Source organism: Streptomyces roseochromogenus subsp. oscitans DS 12.976, from assembly GCF_000497445.1.
Taxonomy (GTDB): Bacteria; Actinomycetota; Actinomycetes; order Streptomycetales; family Streptomycetaceae; genus Streptomyces; species Streptomyces oscitans.
Map to the genome: position 1 here is coordinate 6,305,955 of NZ_CM002285.1, position 23,818 is coordinate 6,329,772.

Annotated in this window: 19 protein-coding genes and 1 pseudogene; 12 read left to right on the top strand and 8 right to left on the bottom strand. The window is 70.3% G+C overall.

The window, feature by feature from the left end; genetic code table 11:
- A pseudogene (locus M878_RS000000100235) lies at positions 1 to 762 on the bottom strand (hypothetical protein); the annotation flags it as partial.
- Between the two features lie 102 nt (positions 763 to 864).
- Between M878_RS000000100235 and M878_RS000000100240 the strand changes: the two are divergent.
- The 4 genes from M878_RS000000100240 to M878_RS76920 all read left to right on the top strand — a co-directional run bounded on the left by M878_RS000000100240 (position 865) and on the right by M878_RS76920 (position 6,013).
- Positions 865 to 1,518: a hypothetical protein gene (locus M878_RS000000100240; RefSeq protein WP_245238220.1), complete on the top strand. Its 654-nt coding sequence runs from the start codon at positions 865 to 867 to the stop codon at positions 1,516 to 1,518.
- A gap of 10 nt (positions 1,519 to 1,528) precedes the next feature.
- Positions 1,529 to 2,167, top strand: coding sequence for a hypothetical protein (locus M878_RS76910; protein ID WP_023550606.1), 639 nt, complete (start codon positions 1,529 to 1,531; stop codon positions 2,165 to 2,167).
- Positions 2,168 to 2,221: 54 nt separating this feature from the next.
- Complete coding sequence (gene recD2 / locus M878_RS76915; RefSeq protein ID WP_031225948.1) at positions 2,222 to 4,483, top strand: SF1B family DNA helicase RecD2; 2,262 nt, start codon at positions 2,222 to 2,224, stop codon at positions 4,481 to 4,483.
- Between the two features lie 240 nt (positions 4,484 to 4,723).
- Positions 4,724 to 6,013, top strand: coding sequence for a citrate synthase (locus M878_RS76920; RefSeq protein WP_023550608.1), 1,290 nt, complete (start codon positions 4,724 to 4,726; stop codon positions 6,011 to 6,013).
- An 857-nt stretch (positions 6,014 to 6,870) separates the two neighbouring features.
- On the opposite strand, the gene M878_RS76925 is transcribed toward M878_RS76920, so the two are convergent.
- The 3 genes from M878_RS76925 to M878_RS76935 all read right to left on the bottom strand — a co-directional run bounded on the left by M878_RS76925 (position 6,871) and on the right by M878_RS76935 (position 10,540).
- Positions 6,871 to 9,150: a heavy metal translocating P-type ATPase gene (locus M878_RS76925; RefSeq protein ID WP_023550609.1), complete on the bottom strand. Its 2,280-nt coding sequence runs from the start codon at positions 9,148 to 9,150 to the stop codon at positions 6,871 to 6,873.
- A gap of 125 nt (positions 9,151 to 9,275) precedes the next feature.
- Complete coding sequence (locus tag M878_RS76930) at positions 9,276 to 9,515, bottom strand: heavy-metal-associated domain-containing protein (RefSeq protein ID WP_023550610.1); 240 nt, start codon at positions 9,513 to 9,515, stop codon at positions 9,276 to 9,278.
- Between the two features lie 74 nt (positions 9,516 to 9,589).
- Positions 9,590 to 10,540 carry a PrsW family intramembrane metalloprotease gene (locus tag M878_RS76935; protein WP_023550611.1) on the bottom strand — a complete coding sequence of 317 codons (951 nt, stop codon included), beginning with the start codon at positions 10,538 to 10,540 and terminating at the stop codon, positions 9,590 to 9,592.
- 229 nt (positions 10,541 to 10,769) lie between these two features.
- Here M878_RS76935 and M878_RS76940 point away from each other — a divergent pair, with 229 nt between their 5' ends.
- Positions 10,770 to 11,813: a zinc-dependent alcohol dehydrogenase family protein gene (locus M878_RS76940; protein ID WP_031225950.1), complete on the top strand. Its 1,044-nt coding sequence runs from the start codon at positions 10,770 to 10,772 to the stop codon at positions 11,811 to 11,813.
- Here the strand turns inward: M878_RS76940 and M878_RS76945 are convergent.
- The 3 genes from M878_RS76945 to M878_RS76955 form a co-directional block, all read right to left on the bottom strand.
- A complete protein-coding gene (locus M878_RS76945) occupies positions 11,794 to 12,357 on the bottom strand; it encodes a GNAT family N-acetyltransferase (protein WP_023550613.1) in 564 nt (187 codons plus the stop codon). The two genes, M878_RS76940 and M878_RS76945, sit on opposite strands and share 20 nt — an antisense overlap.
- Before the next feature lie 73 nt (positions 12,358 to 12,430).
- The gene (locus tag M878_RS76950) at positions 12,431 to 12,631 is read right to left on the bottom strand and encodes a helix-turn-helix transcriptional regulator (RefSeq protein ID WP_023550614.1); all 201 of its coding nucleotides are present in this window, start codon (positions 12,629 to 12,631) and stop codon (positions 12,431 to 12,433) included.
- 410 nt (positions 12,632 to 13,041) lie between these two features.
- A complete protein-coding gene (locus M878_RS76955; RefSeq protein WP_245238222.1) occupies positions 13,042 to 14,016 on the bottom strand; it encodes a helix-turn-helix domain-containing protein in 975 nt (324 codons plus the stop codon).
- Between the two features lie 196 nt (positions 14,017 to 14,212).
- Here M878_RS76955 and iolC point away from each other — a divergent pair, with 196 nt between their 5' ends.
- The 6 genes from iolC to M878_RS76985 all read left to right on the top strand — a co-directional run bounded on the left by iolC (position 14,213) and on the right by M878_RS76985 (position 22,144).
- A complete protein-coding gene (gene iolC, locus M878_RS76960; RefSeq protein ID WP_023550616.1) occupies positions 14,213 to 15,163 on the top strand; it encodes a 5-dehydro-2-deoxygluconokinase in 951 nt (316 codons plus the stop codon).
- 59 nt (positions 15,164 to 15,222) lie between these two features.
- A complete protein-coding gene (locus M878_RS76965) occupies positions 15,223 to 16,107 on the top strand; it encodes a Cgl0159 family (beta/alpha)8-fold protein (RefSeq protein WP_031225954.1) in 885 nt (294 codons plus the stop codon).
- A gap of 7 nt (positions 16,108 to 16,114) precedes the next feature.
- On the top strand, positions 16,115 to 16,963 hold the full coding sequence (gene iolB, locus M878_RS76970; protein WP_023550618.1) for a 5-deoxy-glucuronate isomerase: 849 nt from the start codon (positions 16,115 to 16,117) through the stop codon (positions 16,961 to 16,963).
- Positions 16,960 to 18,837 carry a 3D-(3,5/4)-trihydroxycyclohexane-1,2-dione acylhydrolase (decyclizing) gene (iolD, locus tag M878_RS76975; protein ID WP_023550619.1) on the top strand — a complete coding sequence of 626 codons (1,878 nt, stop codon included), beginning with the start codon at positions 16,960 to 16,962 and terminating at the stop codon, positions 18,835 to 18,837. The genes iolB and iolD overlap by 4 nt, the downstream gene beginning before the upstream one ends.
- Before the next feature lie 16 nt (positions 18,838 to 18,853).
- On the top strand, positions 18,854 to 20,356 hold the full coding sequence (gene mmsA / locus M878_RS76980; protein ID WP_023550620.1) for a CoA-acylating methylmalonate-semialdehyde dehydrogenase: 1,503 nt from the start codon (positions 18,854 to 18,856) through the stop codon (positions 20,354 to 20,356).
- Between the two features lie 375 nt (positions 20,357 to 20,731).
- Entirely contained in the window at positions 20,732 to 22,144 is a 1,413-nt protein-coding gene (locus M878_RS76985) for an APC family permease (protein ID WP_023550621.1), read from the top strand.
- A gap of 27 nt (positions 22,145 to 22,171) precedes the next feature.
- Here M878_RS76985 and M878_RS76990 read toward each other — a convergent pair whose 3' ends face one another.
- Complete coding sequence (locus M878_RS76990) at positions 22,172 to 22,594, bottom strand: GNAT family N-acetyltransferase (protein ID WP_023550622.1); 423 nt, start codon at positions 22,592 to 22,594, stop codon at positions 22,172 to 22,174.
- Between the two features lie 115 nt (positions 22,595 to 22,709).
- Between M878_RS76990 and M878_RS76995 the strand changes: the two genes are divergently transcribed.
- Positions 22,710 to 23,818: alpha/beta hydrolase family protein (locus tag M878_RS76995; RefSeq protein WP_209445562.1), on the top strand; the 1,109-nt coding region annotated here is incomplete at its 3' end.

Here is a 23,818-nt window from a genome sequence, read left to right on the forward strand (position 1 = left end):
AGCAAGGCCCTGAAGGGCGCCGGGAAGATCGACATCCCCAAACTCCCCGACAACGCGATCACCCTCCCCGAGGGCACGGTGCACCTGCCGGACGGCACGGTTCACCTCCCCGAGGGCGCGGACATCCCCAAGGGCGGCGTCGAACTCCCGAACGGCGACGTCAAACTGCCCCACGACGCACCGGTCCTGCCCGAGAACACCACCAAGCTGCCGACCGGGGACACCTCCCCCGCCCAGTACTTCGACAGCGAGGGCAACCTCCGTGACCACCACGGCAACATCGTCCAGCACGTCGAGGACGCCCCCAAGGAACCGGGCGGCGACGGGCTGACCTCCCCCTCCGACACGAACGTCCCCCACACCCCCTCGCCGGTGAGGGAACCCGCACTGGTCGGCGCGGGCGCCCACACAGCGGAACAGGCCGGCGAACACATCCGCCTGGGCAGCAGCCTCGACGACGCCGGCCGCGTCGGCGAGAGCGTCCCGACGGCCCCAGGCGTCCACGCGGGGGGAGAAATCCCCACCGTCCACGCCGGCGGCGACCACCTCCCCAGCGGCAGCGGCCTGGGCGACCACCACCTCCCGGGCGGCACAGGCGACCACGTGCCCGGCGGCGCCGCCGACCACTCTCCCGGCGGCACAGCCCACGAGCACGGGACCGGCCCCGCCGCCAGCCATGAAACGCCCCACGGCGATCAGGGTGGCCATCACACCGATGATCCCCCTGGACATCATGGCGACGGCCCCCAAGAGGTCCGCCATGACGGTCCCACTGGTGGATCCACGGAGGCGCCCAGCGGGCAGGGTCACGGTCCGACAGGAACCGGACACAACGGGCCCGGGAGCGGTCACGAGCCCCCGCGCGTGGACTACAGCGAGGGAGACGAACGGCCGTCCGCGCCGACAGGGCGTATGCAGCCGGATCAGGAGGCGACGGTTGCCGAGCAACTCGCACGCGCCAAGATGCCACCGGCGGATATTGAAAAGTCACTAGCCGGACTTCGTAAGAGTGAGTATGGAGCCGGAATCGCCAAATACATCAGTGAAGGAAATCTGGCCGACCTTCCCGGGTACGACGACCTCCTGTCTCAGTGCAAGCAGGTCAGCAAGAACAGTGACATGACTCCTGCGGTCTATATGGCGATGGAACATGCCACAGATCTGCAAAACCGTGGTGTGCAGGGGCTGGCCCTGGAGATGAAGGTCCCGGAAGACGGTCTTGACCTGGATGTGCTGGTCAAGTCGGGCGACCGGATCGAGTACGGGGCCCAACTCAAGGACGTCGCAAGCGCGTCGGGACTCAATAGCGCGACCCGAGGTATCGCGGAGAAGCAGCTGATCGGAAGCATCGACGGCCAGAAGGTTGCCATCCTGGACGTGCATGACAGCAAAGCAGCGCTCACGGACAAGATTCTCGGACGCATCGCCCATCGCGCTAGGATAACGAACGCCACCTTCGTCCTGCGATTTGAGGATGGCTCGATCACCGTCCCGGCCAACGGCCCTACGTATCCGTAAGGAAAAATCGATGTCCATGCTCATGCGTGCGCCGCGTGAATGTGCGTCCTGGTTTTGGGACCTGGAAGATTACGCGCCGCCCGGATTGCAATCAGCGCTTGACACCGCTGCCCGGATGTCCGCTGTCCTGCAGAAGTACGACCTGTTGAGGCCGAGCGCCCTGGAGTGGCACTGGGCTGTGCCGGGGAAGGGATCGGTCGCGAAGACACGTTTGCAGCTCCTGAGGCCGCTTGACGATGAGCAGTTGGCCCGGCGCATCGAAGAGTTGCGTCCTGTCGGTTTCCCGGAGGCCGAGTTCAGCGGCTTTCTCATCACAGGGCTCGGCAAGTGGTTCGACGAAAGAGGCGCACAGCGTCAGGAATACGGTCTGGTGGAATTGACGGTCTCCTCGGAGCCTCTTGGTCTGTCAGCCGATGTTGCCGTACACCACGACATCTGGGGCCCGTTCGACTTCCGCGGCACGCCGCATCCGGAAGTTCACCAGCGGAATGCTCCACGACTCGCTGCCGCGCTCAAGGACTTGGAGACGCTGCTTGGTGTGATCGCTGAGCCGGGTGAGCCGACGTATTTCGGCAGGGCCGAGGGGTACGGGGTCGGTGAGCCGGAAGCCGAGGGCGGACGCGGTCCGGACTTGACTGATCAGCTTTGACAGGCACCGCAGCGTGACGCCCCCGCTGTCACACCCCACCGGTACCGTCGGATCATGGCTCAACAGGCGGGAACCCCCACGAGCGGTGAGCGGCGGACGGCCGTGCTCGAAGGCGTGCTGGAGAGGATCACGTACGCCAACGAGGAGAACGGCTACACGGTCGCCCGGGTCGACACCGGAAGAGGCGCCGGCGATCTCCTCACGGTCGTCGGTGCGTTGCTCGGTGCCCAGGTGGGCGAATCCCTCCGCATGGAGGGCCGCTGGGGCTCCCACCCTCAGTACGGCAAGCAGTTCCACGTGGAGAACTACACGACCGTCCTGCCCGCCACCGTCCAGGGCATCCGGCGATATCTGGGGTCCGGGCTGGTCAAGGGGATCGGGCCCGTCTTCGCCGATCGGATCACGCAGCACTTCGGTACCGACACCCTCCGCATCATCGAAGAAGAGCCCAAGCGGCTCATCGAGGTCCCCGGCCTCGGGCCCAAGCGGACCAAGAAGATCGCCGACGCCTGGGAGGAGCAAAAGGCGATCAAGGAGGTCATGCTCTTCCTCCAGACCGTCGAGGTGTCGACGTCCATCGCCGTGCGGATCTACAAGAAGTACGGCGACGCTTCGATCTCCGTCGTCAAGAACCACCCCTACCGGCTCGCCGCCGACGTCTGGGGCATCGGCTTCCTCACCGCCGACAAGATCGCCCAGTCCGTCGGGATTCCGCACGACAGCCCGGAGAGGGTCAAGGCCGGTCTGCAGTACGCCCTGTCGCAGTCTGCCGATCAAGGGCACTGCTTCCTGCCGGAGGAGCGGCTGATCTCCGACGCCGTGAAGCTGCTCGCCGTCGACACCGGACTGGTCATCGAGTGCCTCGCCGAACTGGCCCGGACAACAGATGACGGCGGCGACCCCGGCGTCGTACGGGAGAAGGTGCCCGGGCCGGACGGTGGCGACTCCGAACCCGTCACCGCTGTCTACCTCGTCCCCTTCCACCGCGCCGAGATCTCCCTCTCCTCCCAGCTGCTCCGCCTCCTCCGCACGGACCAGGACCGTATGCCGGGCTTCCAGGACGTCGACTGGGACAAGGCCCTCGGCTGGCTGAAGACGCGTACCGGGGCCGATCTCGCGCCCGAGCAGGAGGCCGCAGTACGGCTCGCGCTCACCCAGAAGGTCGCCGTGCTCACCGGCGGGCCCGGCTGCGGCAAGTCCTTCACCGTGCGGTCGATCGTGGAGCTGGCCCGTGCCAAGCGGGCCAAGGTGCTGCTCGCCGCGCCGACCGGGCGGGCCGCCAAGCGCCTCGCCGAGCTGACCGGGGCGGAAGCCTCCACCGTCCATCGGCTGCTGGAGCTGAAGCCCGGCGGGGACGCCGCCTATGACCGGGACCGGCCGCTCGACGCCGATCTGGTCGTCGTCGACGAGGCCTCCATGCTGGATCTGCTCCTCGCCAACAAGCTGGTCAAAGCCGTGCCCCCCGGTGCCCATCTGCTCTTCGTCGGGGACGTGGACCAGCTGCCCAGCGTCGGTGCCGGCGAAGTGCTGCGCGATCTGCTCGCCGACAGGAGCCCCCTTCCTGCCGTCCGGCTCACCCGGGTGTTCCGGCAGGCCCAGCAGTCCGGCGTCGTCACCAACGCGCACCGGATCAACGCGGGGCAGCATCCGCTCACCGACGGGCTGAAGGACTTCTTCCTCTTCGTGGAGGACGATACGGAGGAGGCCGGGCGGCTCACCGTGGACGTGGCGGCCCGTCGGATTCCGGCCAGGTTCGGGCTGGATCCGCGGCGGGATGTGCAGGTGCTCGCGCCGATGCACCGGGGGCCGGTCGGGGCGGGCACCCTCAACGGGCTGCTCCAGCAGGTCATCACCCCGGGCCGCCCCGATCTGCCCGAGAAGCGTTTCGGCGGTCGGGTCTTCCGGGTCGGCGACAAGGTCACCCAGATTCGCAACAATTACGAGAAAGGGAAGAACGGTGTCTTCAACGGCACCGTCGGCGTCGTCACGTCGCTCGATCCGGTCGACCAGCGCCTGACGGTGCTGACGGACGAGGACGAGGAGGTTCCGTACGAATTTGACGAACTGGACGAACTGGCCCATGCGTACGCGGTGACCATCCACCGTTCGCAGGGGAGTGAATATCCCGCCGTCGTGATCCCCGTCACCACGGGCGCATGGATGATGTTGCAGCGGAACCTGCTGTACACGGCGGTGACACGGGCGAAACGGCTGGTTGTCCTCGTCGGTTCACGCAAGGCGATCGGACAGGCGGTGCGCACGGTGTCCGCGGGACGGCGTTGCACGGCACTGGACTTCCGGCTGCAGGACTCCTGACCTGCCTCTGGGCAGGCGCAGCGACCTGCATCACAAAAAATGATCGATCAAATGAGTCGTGAAGGTCACAGAGCACTTCCAGATGCCGTTCGGAGGGGGCAGGATGGGCAAGTTGGCGGCACTGAGTGCCGCCAATGGGCCCAATGGTCGACCCCGAGTGCACTCTCCTGAGCCAAATGGGGGATGGTAGAGACAGTCAGGGCACCTCGAAGATGAGGCACTACGTCGGTGAGGGAAGACGTGAGCGACAACTCTGTAGTACTGCGGTACGGCGACGGCGAGTACACCTACCCGGTGGTCGACAGCACCGTTGGCGACAAGGGCTTCGACATCGGGAAGCTCCGCGCCCAGACCGGGCTGGTGACTCTGGACAGCGGGTACGGCAACACGGCCGCCTATAAATCCGCTGTCACCTACCTCGACGGCGAGGCGGGCATCCTCCGCTACCGCGGCTACCCCATCGAGCAGCTGGCCGAGCGCTCCACCTTCCTCGAGGTGGCCTACCTGCTGATCAACGGCGAGCTGCCCACCGTCGACGAGCTGACGACGTTCAAGAACGACATCACGCGGCACACCCTGCTGCACGAGGACGTCAAGAACTTCTACAAGGGCTTCCCGCGTGACGCCCACCCGATGGCCATGCTGTCCTCGGTCGTCTCGGCGCTGTCCACCTTCTACCAGGACAGCCACAACCCGCACGACGAGAAGCAGCGCGACCTCTCCACGATCCGGCTGCTCGCGAAGCTTCCGACGATCGCGGCGTACGCGTACAAGAAGTCGATCGGCCACCCGTTCGTCTACCCGCGCAACGACCTCGGCTACGTCGAGAACTTCCTGCGTATGACCTTCTCGGTCCCGGCGCAGGAGTTCGAGCTGGACCCGGTCGTGGTCGCCGCCCTCGACAAGCTGCTCATCCTGCACGCCGACCACGAGCAGAACTGCTCCACGTCGACGGTCCGCCTGGTGGGCTCGTCGCAGGCGAACATGTTCGCCTCGATCTCGGCCGGCATCAGCGCCCTGTGGGGCCCGCTGCACGGCGGCGCCAACCAGTCCGTGCTGGAGATGCTCGAGGGCATCCGCGACTCCGGCTCCGACGTCGACACCTTCATCCGCAAGGTGAAGAACAAGGAGGACGGCGTCCGTCTGATGGGCTTCGGCCACCGGGTCTACAAGAACTTCGACCCGCGCGCCAAGATCATCAAGGCCGCCGCGCACGATGTGCTCTCCGCGCTGGGCAAGGAGGACGAGCTCCTCGACATCGCCCTGAAGCTGGAGGAGCACGCCCTTTCCGACGACTACTTCGTCGAGCGCAAGCTGTACCCGAACGTCGACTTCTACACCGGTCTGATCTACCGGGCCATGGGCTTCCCGACCGAGATGTTCACGGTCCTGTTCGCCCTCGGCCGGCTGCCGGGCTGGATCGCCCAGTGGACCGAGATGATCAAGGAGCCGGGCTCCCGCATCGGCCGCCCGCGCCAGATCTACACGGGCGTGGAGCTGCGCGACTTCGTGCCGGTCGAGGAGCGCTGACACCTGCCGGTGAGGGGTGCCGGTTCACTGGCGCCCGGTGGATCGCTCCTCCTTGCCGGCGGCGTCGGTCGGCTTCCTGGACTTGGGCCGGTGATGGCTCCGGGGTCGGCCGGGGGTCCGGCCCGCGGCGAAGCCGCTGTCGGATGCCGCGTCCTCCGGTCAGCACGGCCACGGACGCCGTAGACCGCGACTTCGTGCCGGTCGAGGAGCGCTGAACGGCGCACTGAGTGACAGGGTCTGCCTGGGCGGCGGGCCCTGAATCGGTGCCGGTAAGCGAAGCATCGGTGCCGGCAAATGAAGCATCGGTGCTGACAAGCGAAAAGAAGAAGGCGCCCTGGTGCGCCGGTCCCCCCACGGGCCGACGACCAGGGCGCCTTCCCATGTCCCGGTGCGGATTCCCCCCACGGGATCCGGCCGGGCGCTCGGAGAGGACAGCGCCTGAATCGCTGTCGGTGAGCAGAATGAGCAAAACTCGCCCTGCTCCAGTGACGCGGTGCGATCTGCCGGGACAACGCACGCTGGGAGGGCCGCTCAAAGCTTCCCGGTGTGCGTGCCCCGGCAACGCATCTCTGAGGAAGTCCCCCAAGACATCCCCAGATGCCGGCTGACGCCCCCCAAGACGCCGAACCGACATCGCCAACTTAGACCTTCGAACCCCTTCGATGGTTACGTTCGCATCACTGTGATCTGCGTCTCTTGCATATGTCCGTTAGGTACGCAAGAGCCCCGATCGACGATCGGGGCCCAAGCGTAAGGAAGATGCGCGAGCCTTGTGAAGAGCTTATGTGAGGCTCGCGCCGGACTCTAGAGGGTCTCTTACTTCGGCTTGCGTGAACCGCCGGTAACCCCGCGGGACTTCAGCGGAAGCGGCGCAGACGCAGGCTGTTGGTCACCACGAACACCGAGGAGAAGGCCATGGCCGCCCCGGCGATCATCGGGTTGAGCAGCCCGGCGGCGGCCAGCGGCAGCGCGGCCACGTTGTAGCCGAAGGCCCACAGCAGGTTGCCCTTGATGGTGGCCAGCGTGCGCCGGGACAGCCGGATGGCGTCGGCCGCGACCCGCAGGTCACCGCGGACCAGGGTCAGGTCGCCCGCCTCGATCGCCGCGTCCGTGCCGGTACCCATCGCCAGGCCCAGGTCGGCGGTGGCGAGCGCGGCCGCGTCGTTGACCCCGTCGCCGACCATGGCCACGGTCCGCCCCTCGCGCTGCAGCCGTCGTACGACGTCCACCTTGTCCTCGGGGAGCACCTCGGCGAACACGTCCCCGGAGTCGATGCCGACCGTGCGCGCGACCGCCTCGGCGACCGTGCGGTTGTCCCCGGTGAGCAGCACCGGCCGCAGGCCCAGCGCGCGCAGTTCGGCCACCGCCTCGGCGCTGGTCTCCTTGACCGCGTCGGCGACGGCGAGGACCCCGCGGGCCCGCCCGTCCCAGCCGGCCACGACGGCTGTACGGCCCTCCTGCTCGGCCTCGCGGGCCGCCCGGGCCAGCTCCTGCGGCAGCACGTCATAGAGGCGCCCCACGGCCACCTCGCGGCCGCTCACGCGCCCGCGTACGCCCCGCCCGGGGACGTTCTCGAAGCGCTCGACCGGGGGGAGCGCTCCGGCGCGTTCCTCGGCGCCGGCGGCGATCGCGCGGGCGACCGGGTGCTCGGAGGCGTGCTCCAGGGCGCCGGCGAGCCGCAGCAGCTCCTTCTCGTCCTCGCCCTCCGTGACGTACACCGCCTGGAGTGTCATCCGGCCGGTGGTGACGGTGCCGGTCTTGTCCAGGACGACCGTGTCGACGCGGCGCGTGGACTCCAGTACCTCGGGGCCCTTGATGAGGATGCCGAGCTGGGCGCCGCGTCCGGTGCCGACCATCAGCGCGGTCGGCGTGGCGAGGCCGAGCGCGCAGGGGCAGGCGATGATCAGGACGGCGACGGCGGCGGTGAACGCGGCGACCGTGTCGCCGGTGAACCCCAGCCAGACGCCGAAGGTGGCGACGGCGATGAGGATGACCACGGGCACGAAGACCGCGGAGATCCGGTCGGCGAGCCGCTGTACCTCGGCCTTGCCGTTCTGCGCGTCCTCCACGAGCCGTGCCATCCGGGCGAGCTGGGTGTCGGCGCCGACCCGGGTGGCCTCGACGACCAGCCGGCCGCCCGCGTTGACCGTGGCGCCGGTGACCCGGTCGCCCGGACCGACGTCCACCGGCACCGACTCGCCGGTCAGCATGGACGCGTCCACCGCGGAGACGCCCTCGATCACCGTGCCGTCGGTGGCGATCTTCTCGCCGGGCCGTACGACGAACCGGTCACCGACGGCCAGGGAGCCGACGGGGACGCGTACCTCACGGCCCTCGCGCAGTACGGCGACGTCCTTGGCGCCCAGCCGCATCAGCGCCTTCAGGGCCGCGCCCGCGCGCCGCTTGGAGCGGGCCTCCAGATAGCGGCCGAGCAGGATCAGGGCGACGACCCCGGCGGCGACCTCCAGATAGATGGTGGAGGCGCCGTTCATGCGCGAGACGGTGAAGCGGAACTCGTCGTGCATTCCGGTCATGCCCGCGTCACCGAAGAACAGGGCCCACAGCGACCAGCCGAACGCGGCCAGCGTGCCGACCGAGACCAGCGTGTCCATGGTGGCGGCGCCGTGCCGGGCGTTGGTCCAGGCGGCCCGGTGGAAGGGCGCGCCGCCCCAGACGACGACGGGTGCAGCGAGCGTCAGTGACAGCCACTGCCAGTTGTCGAACTGCAGTGCCGGGATCATCGCGAGCAGGACGACGGGCGCGGCGAGCAGCGCGGAGACGAGCAGGCGGTGGCGCAGGGCGCCGAGTTCGGGATCCGGCTCGGGGGTCTCCGCGGCCGCTTCGGGCTCCGGCTCCGGCTTCGGCGGCGCGGGCTCCTCGGCGGAGTACCCCGTCTTCTCCACGGTGGCGATGAGGTCGGCCACTGCGACGCCCCCACCGAAGGCGATCTTCGCTTTCTCGGTGGCGTAGTTGACGGTGGCGCTGACGCCCTCCATGCGGTTGAGCTTCTTCTCCACCCGGGCGGCGCAGGAGGCGCAGGTCATGCCGCCGATGAGCAGCTCGACCTCGGACGTTTCGGCCTCGGAGGTCTCGCCTATCGGGCTCGCTGTCCCGGTCTCTGCAGTACTGCTGGTCATGTCCGGACTCCAGACATCGGACCGGGCCGTACGGATCCAGTATCAGCTGGTCGGCATGGCCCGGTCGGGGAAAGGTTTCTCGTACGAGCCCCCGCTGCTCGGGCCTCGCGTACGTGTCCCGCCGCTCAGGCCCTGCCGGCCAGTTCGAAGCCGGCCTCGTCCACGGCGGCGCGCACGGCTTCGTCGTCCAGCGGGGTCTCGGAGACCACGGTCACCTCGCCGGTCGACGCAACGGCCTTCACCGAGCTGACGCCGGGGATCTCGGAGATCTCGCCGGAGACGGCGCCTTCGCAGTGGCCGCAGCTCATGCCGGTCACCTTGTAGACGGTGGTGACGGAGCCCGGGGTGTCGGTGTGGGCGGTCATGTCGTTACTCCTCGTCGAGGCGGGTGGGGCCGGTGGGGCCCACGAGGGAACCCCACGCTCTCCACACTATACCCCTAGGGGGTACCTCTCCAAGAGGGGTCCCGGCGTGCCAGCGACCGCGCCCAGCCGACCCCGGCCAGGGCCACCAGGGCCAGCCCGCCGACCGAGAACAACGTGAACAGGTGTTCCTGCTCGACGTTCGGCCGGACGAGGTACGCCTGGGCGAACAGCCGCTCTTGCGGACCGGGGCCGGTCAGCCGGGCGACCATCCAGATCGCGAGGCCGTGCGTGGCGTCCCCCAGGGCGTGCAGCAGGGACACGCCGAGGTAGGTGCCGAGCACCGGCGCGGCGAGGCGGAAGTCTCCGTTCAGGCGGCGCCGGGACAGCAGTACGCCGCCGGCGATCGCGGTCCACAGGCCGTGTCCGAAGGGGGCGAGCACCCCGCGCAGGATCTCCGTCTCCAGCAGGGTGCGCAGGTCGATGCCCTGGGCGGAGGCGGCCACGTCGAGGGCGTACCCGGCGCCCTCCAGGGCCGCGAAGCCGAAGCCGACGGCCGCCCCGAGCACCAGTCCGGCGCGCGGCCCGCGCAGGTACGGCTGCCGGCGCAGCACGAACACCAGCGCCGCGAGCTTGGCCGCCTCCTCGATCAGGCCGACGCCGGCGAACAGCCCGGGCGAGGGGTGCAGCAGATACGGCTCCATCAGCGAGGCGCCGAGCACGCCGAGGGTCCCGCCGGTCAGGAAGCAGCCGAGTATCGCGCTGACGCCCAGGGCACGGCCGTGCCGCTCGTACGCCCACAGCACGAAGACGACCGGTACGAGAAAGCTGCCGAGCAGGATCAGCGTCGGCAGCAGCATGGTGTTCCGCGTCTCGTACGTGACCCATGCGGTCAGCGACCACAGGGCGAGCCCGCCGCCCAGACAGCGCTGCCACAGGCCGGCCCTGATGCGGGGGTACGGCGGTGGCGGCTGCTGGGGGCCGGGTATGCGGGCCTTGGGCGTGCCGGGAGGCGGGGAGTGGCTCACGTCGGTCCCCTCGGACGGCTGCTGGGCGATCTATCCGCACTGTAGGCAGATGTGCCGGGCGCCGCAGTCCGGGACGGGGACCCGGGGAAACCCGCGGGGCGAGGACCAGCTCCAGGCCGGCCTGGTGGATGCCGAGGCGGACATGCGCCGTGCGGGTGACGTCGGCGGGGTGGTGTCTGGGAGGCGGCGGGCGTGTGAGGCCGGGGACTTCCATGGGAGGGTGAGGCCCATGAGAGCCGTGGTGTTCGAGCAGTTCGGGAAGCCGGCCGAGGTGCGGGACGTCCCCGACCCGGAACCTGTGGAGCACGGCGTGATCGTCCGGGTGGAGGCCACCGGCCTCTGCCGCAGCGACTGGCACGGCTGGATGGGCCACGACCCCGACATCACGCTGCCGCATGTGCCGGGGCATGAACTGGCCGGTGTCGTAGAGGCGGTCGGATCCCGGGTGACCGGTTGGCGGCCTGGCGACCGGGTCACCGTGCCGTTCGTCTGCGCCTGCGGGACCTGCCCGGCCTGTGCGGCGGGCGACCAGCAGGTGTGCGAACGCCAGACCCAGCCCGGTTTCCACCACTGGGGCTCCTTCGCCGAGTACGTGGCGCTCGACCACGCCGACGTCAACCTGGTCGCGATCCCGGACGACATGGAGTACTCCACCGCCGCCGCCCTCGGCTGCCGCTTCGCCACCGCCTTCCGCGCGGTGGTGCAGCAGGGCCGGGTGGCGGCGGGGGAGTGGGTCGCGGTGCACGGCTGCGGCGGGGTCGGGCTGTCGGCGGTGATGATCGCGGCAGCGGCCGGAGCCCGTGTGATCGCCGTCGACGTGTCACCGGAAGCCCTCAGCCTGGCGCGGATGTTCGGCGCCATGTGGTGCCTGGACGCGGGCCGTGTGCGCGACACGGCCGCCGCCGTCCGCGAGCTGACCCACGGTGGCGCCCACCTCTCCCTCGACGCGCTCGGCTCGCCCGTCACCTGCGCGGCCTCCGTGAACGGTCTGCGCCGTCGCGGCCGGCACGTCCAGGTGGGCCTGCTGCCCTCACCGGACGGCACCACGCCCGTCCCGCTCGCCCGTGCCATCGCCCTGGAGCTGGAACTCCTCGGCAGCCACGGCATGGCCGCCCACGCCTACCCCGGCATGCTCCGCCAGGTACGCTCCGGCGTCCTGTGCCCGGATCTGCTGGTGACGTCCACGATCACGCTGGACGCGGCACCGGCGGCCCTCGCGGCGATGGGTACGGCACCGGGGGCCGGGGTCACGGTCATCGAGCCGTGGAGTTGAGAGCGGCCCACTCGCGGTCGAGGACGGCCATCAGCACCTCGTCGACCCAGCCACCGTCCCTGGGCAGCGCCTGCCTGCGCACCCCTTCCACCAGGAACCCGATCTTCTCGTACACGTGCCGGGCCCGGTCGTTGTCGCCGTACACCTCCAACTGGATGCGGCGCAGCCCGAGTTGCTCGAAGCCGTAGCCGACGATCAGCCGGGTCGCCTCGGTGCCGACACCACGGCCGCGGCCCCGGGGGCCGATGAGGGTGCGGAAGGTGCAGCTTCGGGCGGCCGGGTCGTACTCGTACAGCACGACCTCGCCCAGGACCTCGCCGGTCCCGGGGTCCGTGACGGCCAGGTCGAGCCGGTCGGGCGCGCCGGCCCGGGAGCCGTACCAGGACCGCAGCCGCTCCAGGGTGAGTTCGGTGGACGGGTCGAAGGTGAAGCGGAGGACCTCGGGGTCGGCGATGATCTCCCACATGATGTCGGCGTCGGCCTCGGTGAAGGACCGCAGTACGGTCTTCCGGCCGGTCAGGGTGGGTTTGACGGAGAAGCGCATGGAGCGACTGTGCCCCACCCGGACGGTGGGGCACAGGAGATTTTCTTCCGGCGGCGGGGGGGACCGGCCGGGGTCAGTCCAGGTAGCGGCCGCGGTTGCCCGGCCGGGAGGCGACCCAGGCGCGGACGGTGTCGGCGTACCAGTAGGGCTTGCCGCCCTCCACATGGTCGGGCGGAGGCAGCAGCCCGTGTTTGCGATAGGACCGTACGGTGTCCGGCTGCACTCTGATGTGCGCCGCGATCTCCTTGTAGGACCAGAGCCTTTGGTCGGTCATGAGTTGCACCTCCCTGCGCGCGCCACAGCGGCGGCCGGGGGTGGCCGTCGGGGGAGCCGGGCGCTGCGCTGGCGATCACAAGCCTGTATCCGGTGAACGACGCACAGTGACCGGAGGGCAGTGCCTGTCGATGCGTTGTGACGCACAATTCGCGTACGCGGGACGCACGTGACACAGAGAGGGCGTTTGTGACACAGTCAGCGCAAAGGCGCACGCCGGGGCGCCGGCACGGCGCGTTGCGCCCACACCGATCCAGGGTCAGCTGTAACAAGCCATCAAGTCATCAAGCCATCAAGCCGAGTCAATGGCCGGGGTGGCGGGCCGGGTCCGCTGCGTCAGACCCGGCCCGCCCGCTTCCCCCGCTTCCCCCGCATCTCCGGCGGCCGCCTCCCCAGGGGGTACCGACCCGGTCAGGGCGCTTCCCGGGCCGGCTCCCCCTGGCCCCCGGACGCCCCCATCCGCCTCGGGAGTCCGACGGCCGGGCGATCAGCGTGCCCGGTGGTTCCTGCGCGGGTCTTGGAAAAAAGCGCACCGCGGCCGGAGCTGAGAAGCAGGCTCGTCGGCTCGCCCGCCAGCCGGTCGGCCAGGGCGCTCGCGGCCGGCAGCCGCCGGGCCGCCAGGAACTCCCCCGGCGTGCAGCCGGTCATGGTCTTGAACTCGCCGCTGAAGTGCGCCTGGTCGTAGTACCCGCACATCGCCGCGGTCTCCGCCTGTCCGTGTCCCGCGGTCAGCAGCCGCCGCGCCCGCTGCAGCCGCAGCACCCGGGCCGCCGCCTTCGGCGCAAGGCCGATCTGCTGCCGGAAGCGGTTCTCCAAGTGCCGTACGCTCCAGCCCACTTCCTCGGCCAGCCGGGGCACCGGGACCCGGCCGGCGCTGCGCCCCAGCAGCGACCAGGCGTGCACCACCCGCTCGGACACGGGCACGCCCGCGCGCAGCCGCTCCAGCAGCACCCGGTCGAGCAGCGCGAACCGCTCCGGCCAGCCGGGCAACACGGCGAGCGCGGCGGCGAGTTCGCCGAGTGGTACGCCCGTCGAGCCGGCCAACTCGTCCGGATCCAGCGAGCGGTTGGCCAGCTCGTACTGCGGCGTGCCGAACAGCGTGAACGCGGCCCATGGCGCGAGCAGCACCTCGATCCCGGAGAGCCGGCCACCGTGTTCACCGAGGGCGGGCAGGGTGGTCAGCCCGTTGACGACGGACACCAGGCTCACCGGGGGCCGCCCGGCCCGGGAAATGCGCACCGGCTGTTCGAAGCCCAGCAGCAGCGTGGCAGCCCCGATCGGCGTCTCCAGCCGACGGCGCGGCCGGTCGAGGGCCACCCGTATCCCGCGGTAACTGATCACTCCCGGCCGCAACGCCGGATGAGGCCGAGCAGGCACGGTCGACACGGCACTCATGGTACGAGCGACGCGGGCACCCTCTCAGGGGTGCGGGGCCCGCACTCGCACGACAACAGGAACCCGGCAGGCGAGCGGGCTCTTCTCGCATGAGTCAGTCCACTGGTCCGAATGTCTGGACAAAACATTGACAGGGCTCGGCGTACAGGACTACAAAACCGGGGAGAGTCGTGACGAAGGGAAGCCGATGGCCTACGACCTGATCACCATGGGGCGGATCGGAGTGGACCTCTATCCGCTGCAAACCGGTGTCCCGCTCGCCCAGGTGTCGTCCTTCGGCAAGTTCCTCGGCGGGTCGGCGACGAACGTCGCGGTCGCCGCGGCCCGGCTCGGCCGGCACACCGCCGTGATCACCCGGACGGGCGACGACCCGTTCGGCACCTATCTGCACGAGGCACTGCGCGGCTTCGGCGTCGACGACCGCTGGGTCACCCCGGTCGCCGGGCTCCCGACCCCGGTCACCTTCTGCGAGGTCTTCCCGCCGGACGACTTCCCGCTCTACTTCTACCGGCGGCCCAAGGCGCCCGACCTGGAGATCGACGCCCATGACCTGGACCTCGACGCCATCCGCGAGGCCCGTATCTTCTGGGTCACCGGCACCGGCCTGAGCGAGGAGCCGAGCCGTACGGCCACCCTCGCGGCCCTCGCCCACCGGGCGAAGGCGGGCACGACGGTCTTCGATCTCGACTGGCGCCCGATGTTCTGGACCCACCCCGACGAGGCCCGCCCCTTCTATGCCGAGGCGCTGAAGCGCACGACCGTCGCCGTCGGCAACCTGGACGAGGTGGAAGTCGCCACCGGCGTACGCGACCCGCATGCCGCCGCCCGCGCGCTCCTGGACGCCGGGGTCGAGATCGCCGTCGTCAAGCAGGGACCCAAGGGTGTCCTGGCCGTCAGCCGCACCGGCGAGTCCGCCGAGGTCCCGCCCCTCCCCGTCACCGTCCTCAACGGACTCGGCGCCGGAGACGCCTTCGGCGGCTCCCTCTGCAACGGCCTCCTCGCGGGCTGGGATCTGGAGACGATCATGCGGCACGCCAACGCGGCCGGCGCCATCGTCGCCTCCCGCCTGGAGTGCTCGTCGGCGATGCCCACCCCGGACGAGGTGGCCGCCGTGCTCGACGCGGGAGCGGTGCTGTGAGGGCCGGCCGGGTCACGGGCACCCACACCGAGGGCGGCTCCGGCACCCGCACCCCACGTGTGGATGTCGCCGAGCTCGTCCGCATCCGCACCCATCACCCCGAGGCGATCGCCGAGGCCGCCGTCCGCCGGGCACGCCGTCCGCTGCTGAACGACAACGGCCGGCTGATGATCGTCGCCGCCGACCACCCGGCCCGCGGCGCGCTCGGCGTCGGCGACCGCAAGCTCGCCATGGCCAACCGCGCCGACCTGCTGGAACGGCTGTGCCTGGCGCTGTCCCGGCCCGGCGTCGACGGGGTCCTCGCCACCGCCGACATCCTGGACGACCTGCTGCTGCTCGGCGCCCTCGACCACAAGGTCGTCATGGGGTCGATGAACCGCGGTGGTCTGCAGGGCGCGCGCTTCGAGCTGGACGACCGCTTCACCGGGCACCGCCCCGAGGACCTCCAGCGGCTCGGCTTCGACGCGGGCAAACTGCTGCTGCGGATCGACTACGACGACCCGGGTTCCCTGACCACCCTGGAGTCCACCGCCCGCGCCATCGACGACATGGCCGCGCGCCGGCTGCCGGTGTTCGTGGAGCCGTTCATCAGCCGCCGCGGCCCTGAGGGGAAGGTCAGGAACGACCTGTCGGCCGAGGCGGTCACCCGGTCCATCGCCATCGCCTCCGGCCTCGGCGGCTCCTCCGCCTACACCTGGCTGAAGGTGCCCGTCACCGAGAACCCCGACGACATGGCCCGGGTCATGGAGACCTCGACCCTGCCGGCCGTGCTGCTCGGCGGTGACATCGGGGACTCGCCCGAGGACCAGGTCGCCGCGTACGAGAAGTGGCGCGGCGCGCTCCAACTGCCCACCGTGCGCGGCCTGGTGGTCGGCCGCTCGCTGCTGTACCCGGCGGACGGCGATGTGGCCGCCGCCGTGGACACCGCCGTAGGACTGCTGTGAGGGCCGCATGACCAGCACCGATCTGCATCTGCCCAGGGGCGCCACCGCGAACGCCCAGTACACCGTCGACATCGATCCCAAGTTGGCCGGCTGGACACACAGCAGCCTGCGTGTCGTCGAGTTGGCGCCCGGCGGCAGCCATACGTTCACCACCGGCGACAGCGAGTGGATCGTGCTTCCGCTGCGCGGCGGATGTACCGTCCACACTGAGGAAAACGAGTTCCAACTCCTGGGCCGGGACAGCGTGTTCGCGGACGTCTCCGACTTCGCGTACGTGCCCCGGGACGCCCGGGTCCAGATCGCCTCCGGCGCGGGAGGCCGCTTCGCCCTGGCAGGAGCGAAGTGCGAGCGACGACTCCCCGCCCGCTACGGCCCCGCGCCGGAGGTCCCCGTCGAGGAGCGCGGCAGCGGCACCTGCGCCCGCAAGGTGCGCAACTTCGCCTCCGCGGCCCGCGCCGGAGGCGCTGACGGACAGGGCTTCGACTGCGACAAGCTGATCGCCGTCGAGGTGATCACACCGGGCGGCAACTGGTCCTCGTACCCGCCGCACAAGCACGATGAGCACCGACCGGGCCAGGAGTCCGAGCTGGAGGAGATCTACTACTTCGAGATCGACGGCCCGAGCGGTCTCGGCTATCAGCGCGTGTTCCCCTCGCGAGAGGGCGGCTCGGACGTGCTCGCCGAGGTCCGTTCCGGTGATGCCGTCCTCGTCCCCGACGGCTGGCACGGCCCGTCCATCGCCCAGCCCGGGCATGACATGTACTACCTGAACGTCATGGCGGGCCCCGGCGAGACCCGGGAGTGGCGGATCTGCTTCCACCCGGACCACACCGAGACCACAGGGGGATACCGATGACGATCCGGCTGACCGTCGCCCAGGCGCTCGTCCGCTTCCTCGCCGCCCAGTACACCGAACGCGACGGCGAGAGGCAGCGGCTGATCGGCGCCACCTGGGGCATCTTCGGCCATGGCAATGTGGCCGGCCTCGGCCAGGCGCTGATCGAGTACGCCGACGCCATGCCGTACCACCAGGGCCGTAACGAGCAGTCCATGGTGCACGCGGCCGTCGGCTACGCCCGGCAGTCCAACCGGCTGTCCACGCACGCGGTGACGACGTCGATCGGCCCCGGCGCCACCAACCTCGTCACCGGCGCGGCCCTCGCGACCATCAACCACCTCCCGGTCCTGCTCCTGCCCGGCGACGTCTTCGCGACCCGCCCCGCCGACCCGGTGCTGCAGCAGCTGGAGGTGCCGTACGCGGGCGATGTGTCGGTCAACGACAGCCTGCGCCCGGTGTCGAGGTACTTCGACCGCGTCACCCGGCCCGAGGCCCTGATCCCGTCGGTGCTGCAGGCCATGCGGGTCCTCACCGACCCGGTCGAGACCGGCGCGGTCACGCTCGCCCTGCCGCAGGACGTGCAGGCGGAGGCCTTCGACTGGCCGGAGGAGTTCTTCGCCAAGCGCGTGTGGACGGTACGCCGGCCGGGCGCGGACCCCGTCGAGCTGGCCGAGGCGGTCCGGGTGATCCGCGACGCGCGCCGGCCCCTGGTCATCGCGGGCGGCGGAGTCCACCACAGCCGCGCCGAGGCAGCCCTCGCCGAGTTCGCCGAGGTCACCCGCATCCCGGTCGCCTCCACCCAGGCCGGCAAGGGCTCCCTGCGGTACGACCATCCGCAGGACGTCGGCGGGATCGGCCACACCGGCACCGCGACCGCCGACGAACTGGCCCGCACGGCCGACCTGGTGATCGGCGTCGGCACCCGCTACACCGACTTCACCACCGCCTCCGGCACTCTTTTCGCGCATCCGGGCGTCCGATTCCTGAACCTCAACATCGCGCCCTTCGACGGCCACAAGCTGTCCGGACTCCCGCTGGTCGCCGACGCCCGCAGCGGCCTGGGCGAGCTGACCGAGGCCCTTCAGATGCACGGCCACCGCGTCCAGGACTCCTATGTCACCGAGTACACCGAGGACAAGGAGCGCTGGGAGCAGCGCGTCGACGCCTGCTTCGAGGCCGGGGAGATCGACGTACGGCCGACCCAGCCGCAGGTCATCGGGGCCCTGGACGCCCTGGTGGACGAGTCCGACATCATCGTCAACGCGGCGGGCTCGCTCCCGGGCGATCTGCACAAGCTGTGGCGGGCGCGGTCGGTGGACCAGTACCACCTGGAGTACGGCTACTCCTGCATGGGCTACGAGATCCCGGCCGCGCTCGGCGTGAAGCTGGCCGCGCCGGAGCGGAACGTGTGGGCGCTGGTCGGCGACGGTACCTATCTGATGATGCCGACGGAGATCGTGACCGCCGTACAGGAGGGCGTCGCGATCAAGATCCTGCTGGTGCAGAACCACGGGTACGCGTCCATCGGCGGGCTCTCGGAGTCGGTGGGCGGCGAGCGGTTCGGCACCGCGTATCGCTTCCAGGCCGAGGACGGCACGTTCACGGGCGCCCCGCTGCCCGTCGACCTCGCCGCCAACGCGGCCAGCCTGGGTATGCGGGTACTGCGCGCGAAGACCGTGCGGGAGCTGCGCGCGGCGCTCGCCGAGGCGCGGGCCGCCGACACTCCCACATGTGTCTACGTGGAGACCGAAACGTCCGACACTGTGTCGGGCGCGCCCCCGGCGCAGGCCTGGTGGGATGTTCCTGTGGCCGAGACCGCGACCAGATCGTCCGCGGTCAAGGCACGTGAGCTGTACGAACGGCACGTCTCGACCCGACGCCGCCATCTGTAATAAGGAGTCTCTGGGCATGACGAAGATCGTCAACCACTGGATCGGCGGCAAGACCGCCGAAGGCGCGTCGGGCACGTACGGGCCGGTCACGGACCCGGCGACCGGCGCGGTCACCACGAAGGTCGCGTTCGCGTCGGTCGAGGAGGTGGACGCGGCCGTCGCGGCGGCCAAGGACGCCTTCGCGACCTGGGGCCGCTCGTCGCTGGCCCAGCGGACCACCATCCTCTTCAGGTTCCGCGCGCTGCTGGACGCCCACCGCGACGAGATCGCCGAGCTGATCACCGCCGAGCACGGCAAGGTGCACTCCGACGCGCTCGGTGAGGTCGCGCGCGGGCTGGAGATCGTCGACCTGGCCTGTGGCATCAACGTGCAGCTCAAGGGCGAGCTGTCCACACAGGTCGCGAACCGCGTCGACGTGGCCGCGATCCGCCAGCCGCTCGGTGTCGTCGCGGGCATCACGCCGTTCAACTTCCCGGCGATGGTCCCGATGTGGATGTTCCCGATCGCGATCGCGTGCGGCAACACCTTCGTGCTGAAGCCGTCCGAGAAGGACCCGTCGGCCTCCATCAGGATCGCCGAGCTGCTGTCGGAGGCCGGTCTGCCGGACGGCGTCTTCAACGTCGTACACGGCGACAAGGTGGCCGTGGACCGGCTCCTGGAGCACCCGGACGTCAAGGCCGTCTCGTTCGTCGGCTCGACCCCGATCGCCCGCTACATCCACACCACCGCCTCCGCCAACGGCAAGCGCGTGCAGGCCCTCGGCGGCGCCAAGAACCACATGCTGGTCCTGCCGGACGCCGACCTGGACGCGGCCGCGGACGCCGCGGTGAGCGCCGCCTACGGCTCCGCGGGCGAGCGCTGCATGGCCATCTCGGCCGTCGTCGCGGTCGGCGCGATCGGCGACACGCTGGTGGAGAAGATCCGCGAGCGCGCCGAGAAGATCAAGATCGGTCCGGGCAACGACCCGACGTCCGAGATGGGCCCGCTGATCACCAAGGTCCACCGCGACAAGGTGGCCTCCTACGTCGAGGGCGCGGCGGCCGAGGGCGCCGAGGTCGTGCTGGACGGCACCGGCTACACGGTCGAGGGCTTCGAGGACGGCCACTGGATCGGCATCTCGCTGCTCGACAAGGTGCCCACCAGCGCCAAGGCCTACCAGGACGAGATCTTCGGCCCGGTGCTGTGCGTGCTGCGCGTGGACACCTACGACGAGGGCGTGGCGCTCATCAACGCCTCGCCGTTCGGCAACGGCACCGCGATCTTCACCCGGGACGGTGGCGCGGCCCGCCGCTTCCAGCTGGAGATCGAGGCGGGCATGGTCGGCGTGAACGTGCCGATCCCGGTGCCGGTGGGCTACCACTCCTTCGGTGGCTGGAAGGACTCGCTCTTCGGCGACCACCACATCTACGGCAACGACGGCACGCACTTCTACACCCGCGGCAAGGTCGTGACCACCCGCTGGCCCGACCCGTCCGAGGCCCCGGCGGGCGTGGACCTGGGCTTCCCGCGCAACCACTGACCGCAGCCAGAACCCGTTGTCAGGCCGTCCGGATTCCGGACGGCCTGACATTTTTTTGACGCCCCGGCTGCGGTTCCCGTTTATGCGGGACGAAACGGATGGCGAAGGGGCTATGTGGAGATGACCTTTGAAAGCAAGGTCACATTCGCCGAGAGCTTGATGAATGCCTCTATGGGGCGTCACCGCCTGGGAATGTGATGTTCCGTAAGGGAAATCGCATGTGCGGATTCCGAAGGTGAACGGCCATTGACGCGCTGGTTTTCGTCGGGGTTCTCTATGCGGGCCGGGAGCGGACGAGACGAACGCAGGACGATCCGCCGGAGGCGATAGCGCTCCCGACCCCACCCTCAGCCGTACGACGATCGGAACCGCCGCATGACCGACACGCTCCCGCAGTCCGTGGCCGATACCGCGCCCGCCGCCCAGGCGCCGGGCCTGAAGCGTTCCATCGGTGTCGTCGGCGGCACCCTGCTGACGCTGTCGTGCGTCACGCCCGCCTCCACGCTGTTCGTGATCGTGCCCGACCTCTTCTCCAGCCTGGGCACGGCGACCGCGCTCTGCATCGCCATCGGCGCGCTGCTCTGTATACCCGTGGCGTTCTGCTACTCGGAGCTGGGCACCCTCATCCCCAGCGCGGGCGGCGAGTACGCCATGGTCTCCACCCTGGCCGGGCGGCTCGCCGGCTGGCTGGCCTTCGTGATGTCACTGCTCGTCGTGATGATCGTCCCTCCGGTCATCGCGATGGGCACCGCCGACTACCTCGCCCCGGTCGTCCACCTCGACCCGTCCCTCACGGGCGCCGGCGTGATGCTCGCGGCCACCCTCGCCGGTCTGCTGGACCTGCGCGCCAACGCCTGGATCACCGGCATCTTCCTGGTCCTGGAGGTCGTCGCCGCCGGAGTCGTCGCCGTCCTCGGCTTCAGTCACGCGCACCGCGGCCTGGGCAGCCTCGGTTCCCTGCAGGTCGCCGGCGAGCACGCGCACGTCAACGCCGTCACGGCCATGATGGTCGTCTCCGGGCTCGCCATCGCCCTCTTCGTCACCCAGGGCTTCTCCACCGCCGTCTACCTCTCCGAGGAGCTGGAGAACCCGCGCCGCAACGTCGCCCGTACCGTCCTCGCGACGCTCGCCATCTCCAGCGTCGTCATCCTGGTGCCGGTCGTGGCGATCACTCTGGGCGCCGGTGACCTCAAGGCCCTGACCGGCGGCGACATCTCCAGCATGGTCATCGCCTGGAGCAACTCGGCCGTCGGCACCTTCGTCAGCCTGTGCGTCGCCCTCGCGATCATCAACGCGGGCATCGTCATGGTCATCCAGAACTCCCGCGTCCTGTTCGCCTCCGCCCGCGACAAGGCCTGGCCCTCCCCGGTCAACAACGCCCTCGCCAAGCTCGGCCGGTTCGGCTCCCCCTGGGTCGCCACCCTCGTCGTCGGCGTCCCCGGCGCGTTCCTCTGCTTCGTCAACCTGGACACCCTCTACGGCGTCACCGGCGTCGCCGTCACCGGCCTGTACCTGCTGGTCGCGATCGCCTCGCTGCTCGGCCGGCGCGGCGCGCACGGCGGCAAGCAGGCATGGCGGATGCCGCTGTGGCCGGCGATGCCGGTCCTGCTGATCGCCGTCCTCGTCTACATCCTGGTCGAGCAGGACCCGTCGTACCTCCTGTGGACCGGCGGCATCACCGCCGTCGCCACCCTCTACTGGGCCTTCTACCTCCGCCCGCGCCGCGCGACCCGCTGGCTGGTGTCCCTCCCGGAGGACGTCCGGGAAGCCGAGCCGGCCCAGGCGTAGGCCCCGGGTGGGGTGCGGGGCTCGCTCTCAGGCGTCACGCGAAGCGAAGTCCCACGTCAGCACCGTGCACGTCCCGTCGTCCTTGCCGCCCGCACTGCGATAGGCGGCAAGGGCGACGTCGTTCCCGGCATCGACACCGACCCACATGCCGTAACAGCCCCGCTCCCGGGCCAGCGCGGCCAGCCGCTCCACCAGCGCCCGCCCGATGCCCCGGCGCCGGTACGGCTCGTCCACGGCCAGCTCGTACAGGAACATCTCGGTGCCCTTGTCGGGGTGGACCGTCTCGACCCCGCTGACGAAGCCGGCCGGCCCGCCGTCGGCGTACGCCAGCAGCAGATGGTGCCCGGCAGTGGTGAGGAAACGCTCCGCCCACTCGGGGCGCGCCGGGTTGTCGAACAGGTGCTCGGCGGCGACGACTTCGGCGACGGTGGCGGCCCGGCGTATGTCCATGCGTCTTCGTACCACGGCTGGTGTACGCCGGGCAGACCCCGTACTCCTGGGGGAGGGGCGGGTGTTCAGCCCAGCGGCTCCGTCGGTTGTCGGTGGCGGCCCGTACCGTTGAGGCATGGATCTTCGCCCGCCCCTCCGGGGGCGTTTGAGGAAGCGCTTGCCCTCGGTGCGGGGGCTGCTCAAGGGGCCGCGCAGGCTGGTCGCCGCCGCGGCCGCCGTCGTGGTGCTCGTCGGCGCTGGGACCTGGACCGCGGCCGTCGCCTCCGCGGACACACGCACGGTCCGCGAGAGCGACCAGGTCATGGCGGTCGACGGCGTGCGCCTGGACACCTCGTTCTTCGCCCCGGCCGGCCCCGGCCGCCACCCGGCCGTGTTGCTGGCGCACGGCTTCGGCGGCAGCAAGGACGACATGCGCGGCCAGGCCGAGGACCTCGCCCGGGACGGGTACGCGGTCCTGACCTGGTCCGCGCGCGGCTTCGGCACCTCCACCGGCAAGATCGGGCTCAACGACCCGAAGGCCGAGGTCGCCGACGTCTCCCGGCTCATCGACTGGCTGGCCAGGCGGCCCGAGGTCCGGCTCGACAAACCGGGCGACCCGCGCGTGGGCCTGGCCGGCGGCTCCTACGGCGGCGCGATCTCCCTGCTCGCTGCCGGGTACGACCACCGGGTCGACGCCATCGCCCCGGCCATCACGTACTGGAACCTCGCGGACGCCCTGTTCCCGAACGGCGTGTTCAAGAAGCTGTGGACCGGCATCTTCTTCAACACCGGCGGCGGCTGCGCCCGTTTCGAACCCGCGCTGTGCCGGATGTACGACAGGGTCGCCGAGTCCGGCACCCCGGACGCGGCCGCCCGCAAGCTGTTGGAGGAGCGCTCTCCGTCCGCCGTCGGCTCCCGCATCAAGGTGCCCACGCTGCTGCTGCAGGGTCAGACGGACTCCCTGTTCACCCTCGCCCAGTCCGACGCGGCCGAAAGGGCGATCCGGGCGAACGGCGCCCCCGTGGACGTCGACTGGATCGCGGGCGGCCATGACGGCGGCGACATGGAGGCGGGCCGGGTCCAGGCACGCGTGCGTGCATGGTTCGACCACTATCTGAAGGGCGGCAAGAGCGCGGGCACCGGCCCCGCCTTCCGGATCACCCGCACCGGCGGCGTCAACTCCGGCGACGGCACGGCCCAGCTGCGCGGCGCGAGCTCCGCCGCCTACCCCGGCCTGCGCGACCA

Coding starts and splice junctions, on each gene's coding strand:
- M878_RS76910 (WP_023550606.1), top strand. CDS start 1,529: ATGTCCATGCTCATGCGTGCGCCGCGTGAATGTGCGTCCTGGTTTTGG.
- recD2 (WP_031225948.1), top strand. CDS start 2,222: ATGGCTCAACAGGCGGGAACCCCCACGAGCGGTGAGCGGCGGACGGCC.
- M878_RS76925 (WP_023550609.1), bottom strand. CDS start 9,150: ATGACCAGCAGTACTGCAGAGACCGGGACAGCGAGCCCGATAGGCGAG.
- M878_RS76930 (WP_023550610.1), bottom strand. CDS start 9,515: ATGACCGCCCACACCGACACCCCGGGCTCCGTCACCACCGTCTACAAG.
- M878_RS76940 (WP_031225950.1), top strand. CDS start 10,770: ATGAGAGCCGTGGTGTTCGAGCAGTTCGGGAAGCCGGCCGAGGTGCGG.
- M878_RS76945 (WP_023550613.1), bottom strand. CDS start 12,357: ATGCGCTTCTCCGTCAAACCCACCCTGACCGGCCGGAAGACCGTACTG.
- M878_RS76950 (WP_023550614.1), bottom strand. CDS start 12,631: ATGACCGACCAAAGGCTCTGGTCCTACAAGGAGATCGCGGCGCACATC.
- iolC (WP_023550616.1), top strand. CDS start 14,213: ATGGCCTACGACCTGATCACCATGGGGCGGATCGGAGTGGACCTCTAT.
- iolB (WP_023550618.1), top strand. CDS start 16,115: ATGACCAGCACCGATCTGCATCTGCCCAGGGGCGCCACCGCGAACGCC.
- iolD (WP_023550619.1), top strand. CDS start 16,960: ATGACGATCCGGCTGACCGTCGCCCAGGCGCTCGTCCGCTTCCTCGCC.
- mmsA (WP_023550620.1), top strand. CDS start 18,854: ATGACGAAGATCGTCAACCACTGGATCGGCGGCAAGACCGCCGAAGGC.
- M878_RS76985 (WP_023550621.1), top strand. CDS start 20,732: ATGACCGACACGCTCCCGCAGTCCGTGGCCGATACCGCGCCCGCCGCC.
- M878_RS76990 (WP_023550622.1), bottom strand. CDS start 22,594: ATGGACATACGCCGGGCCGCCACCGTCGCCGAAGTCGTCGCCGCCGAG.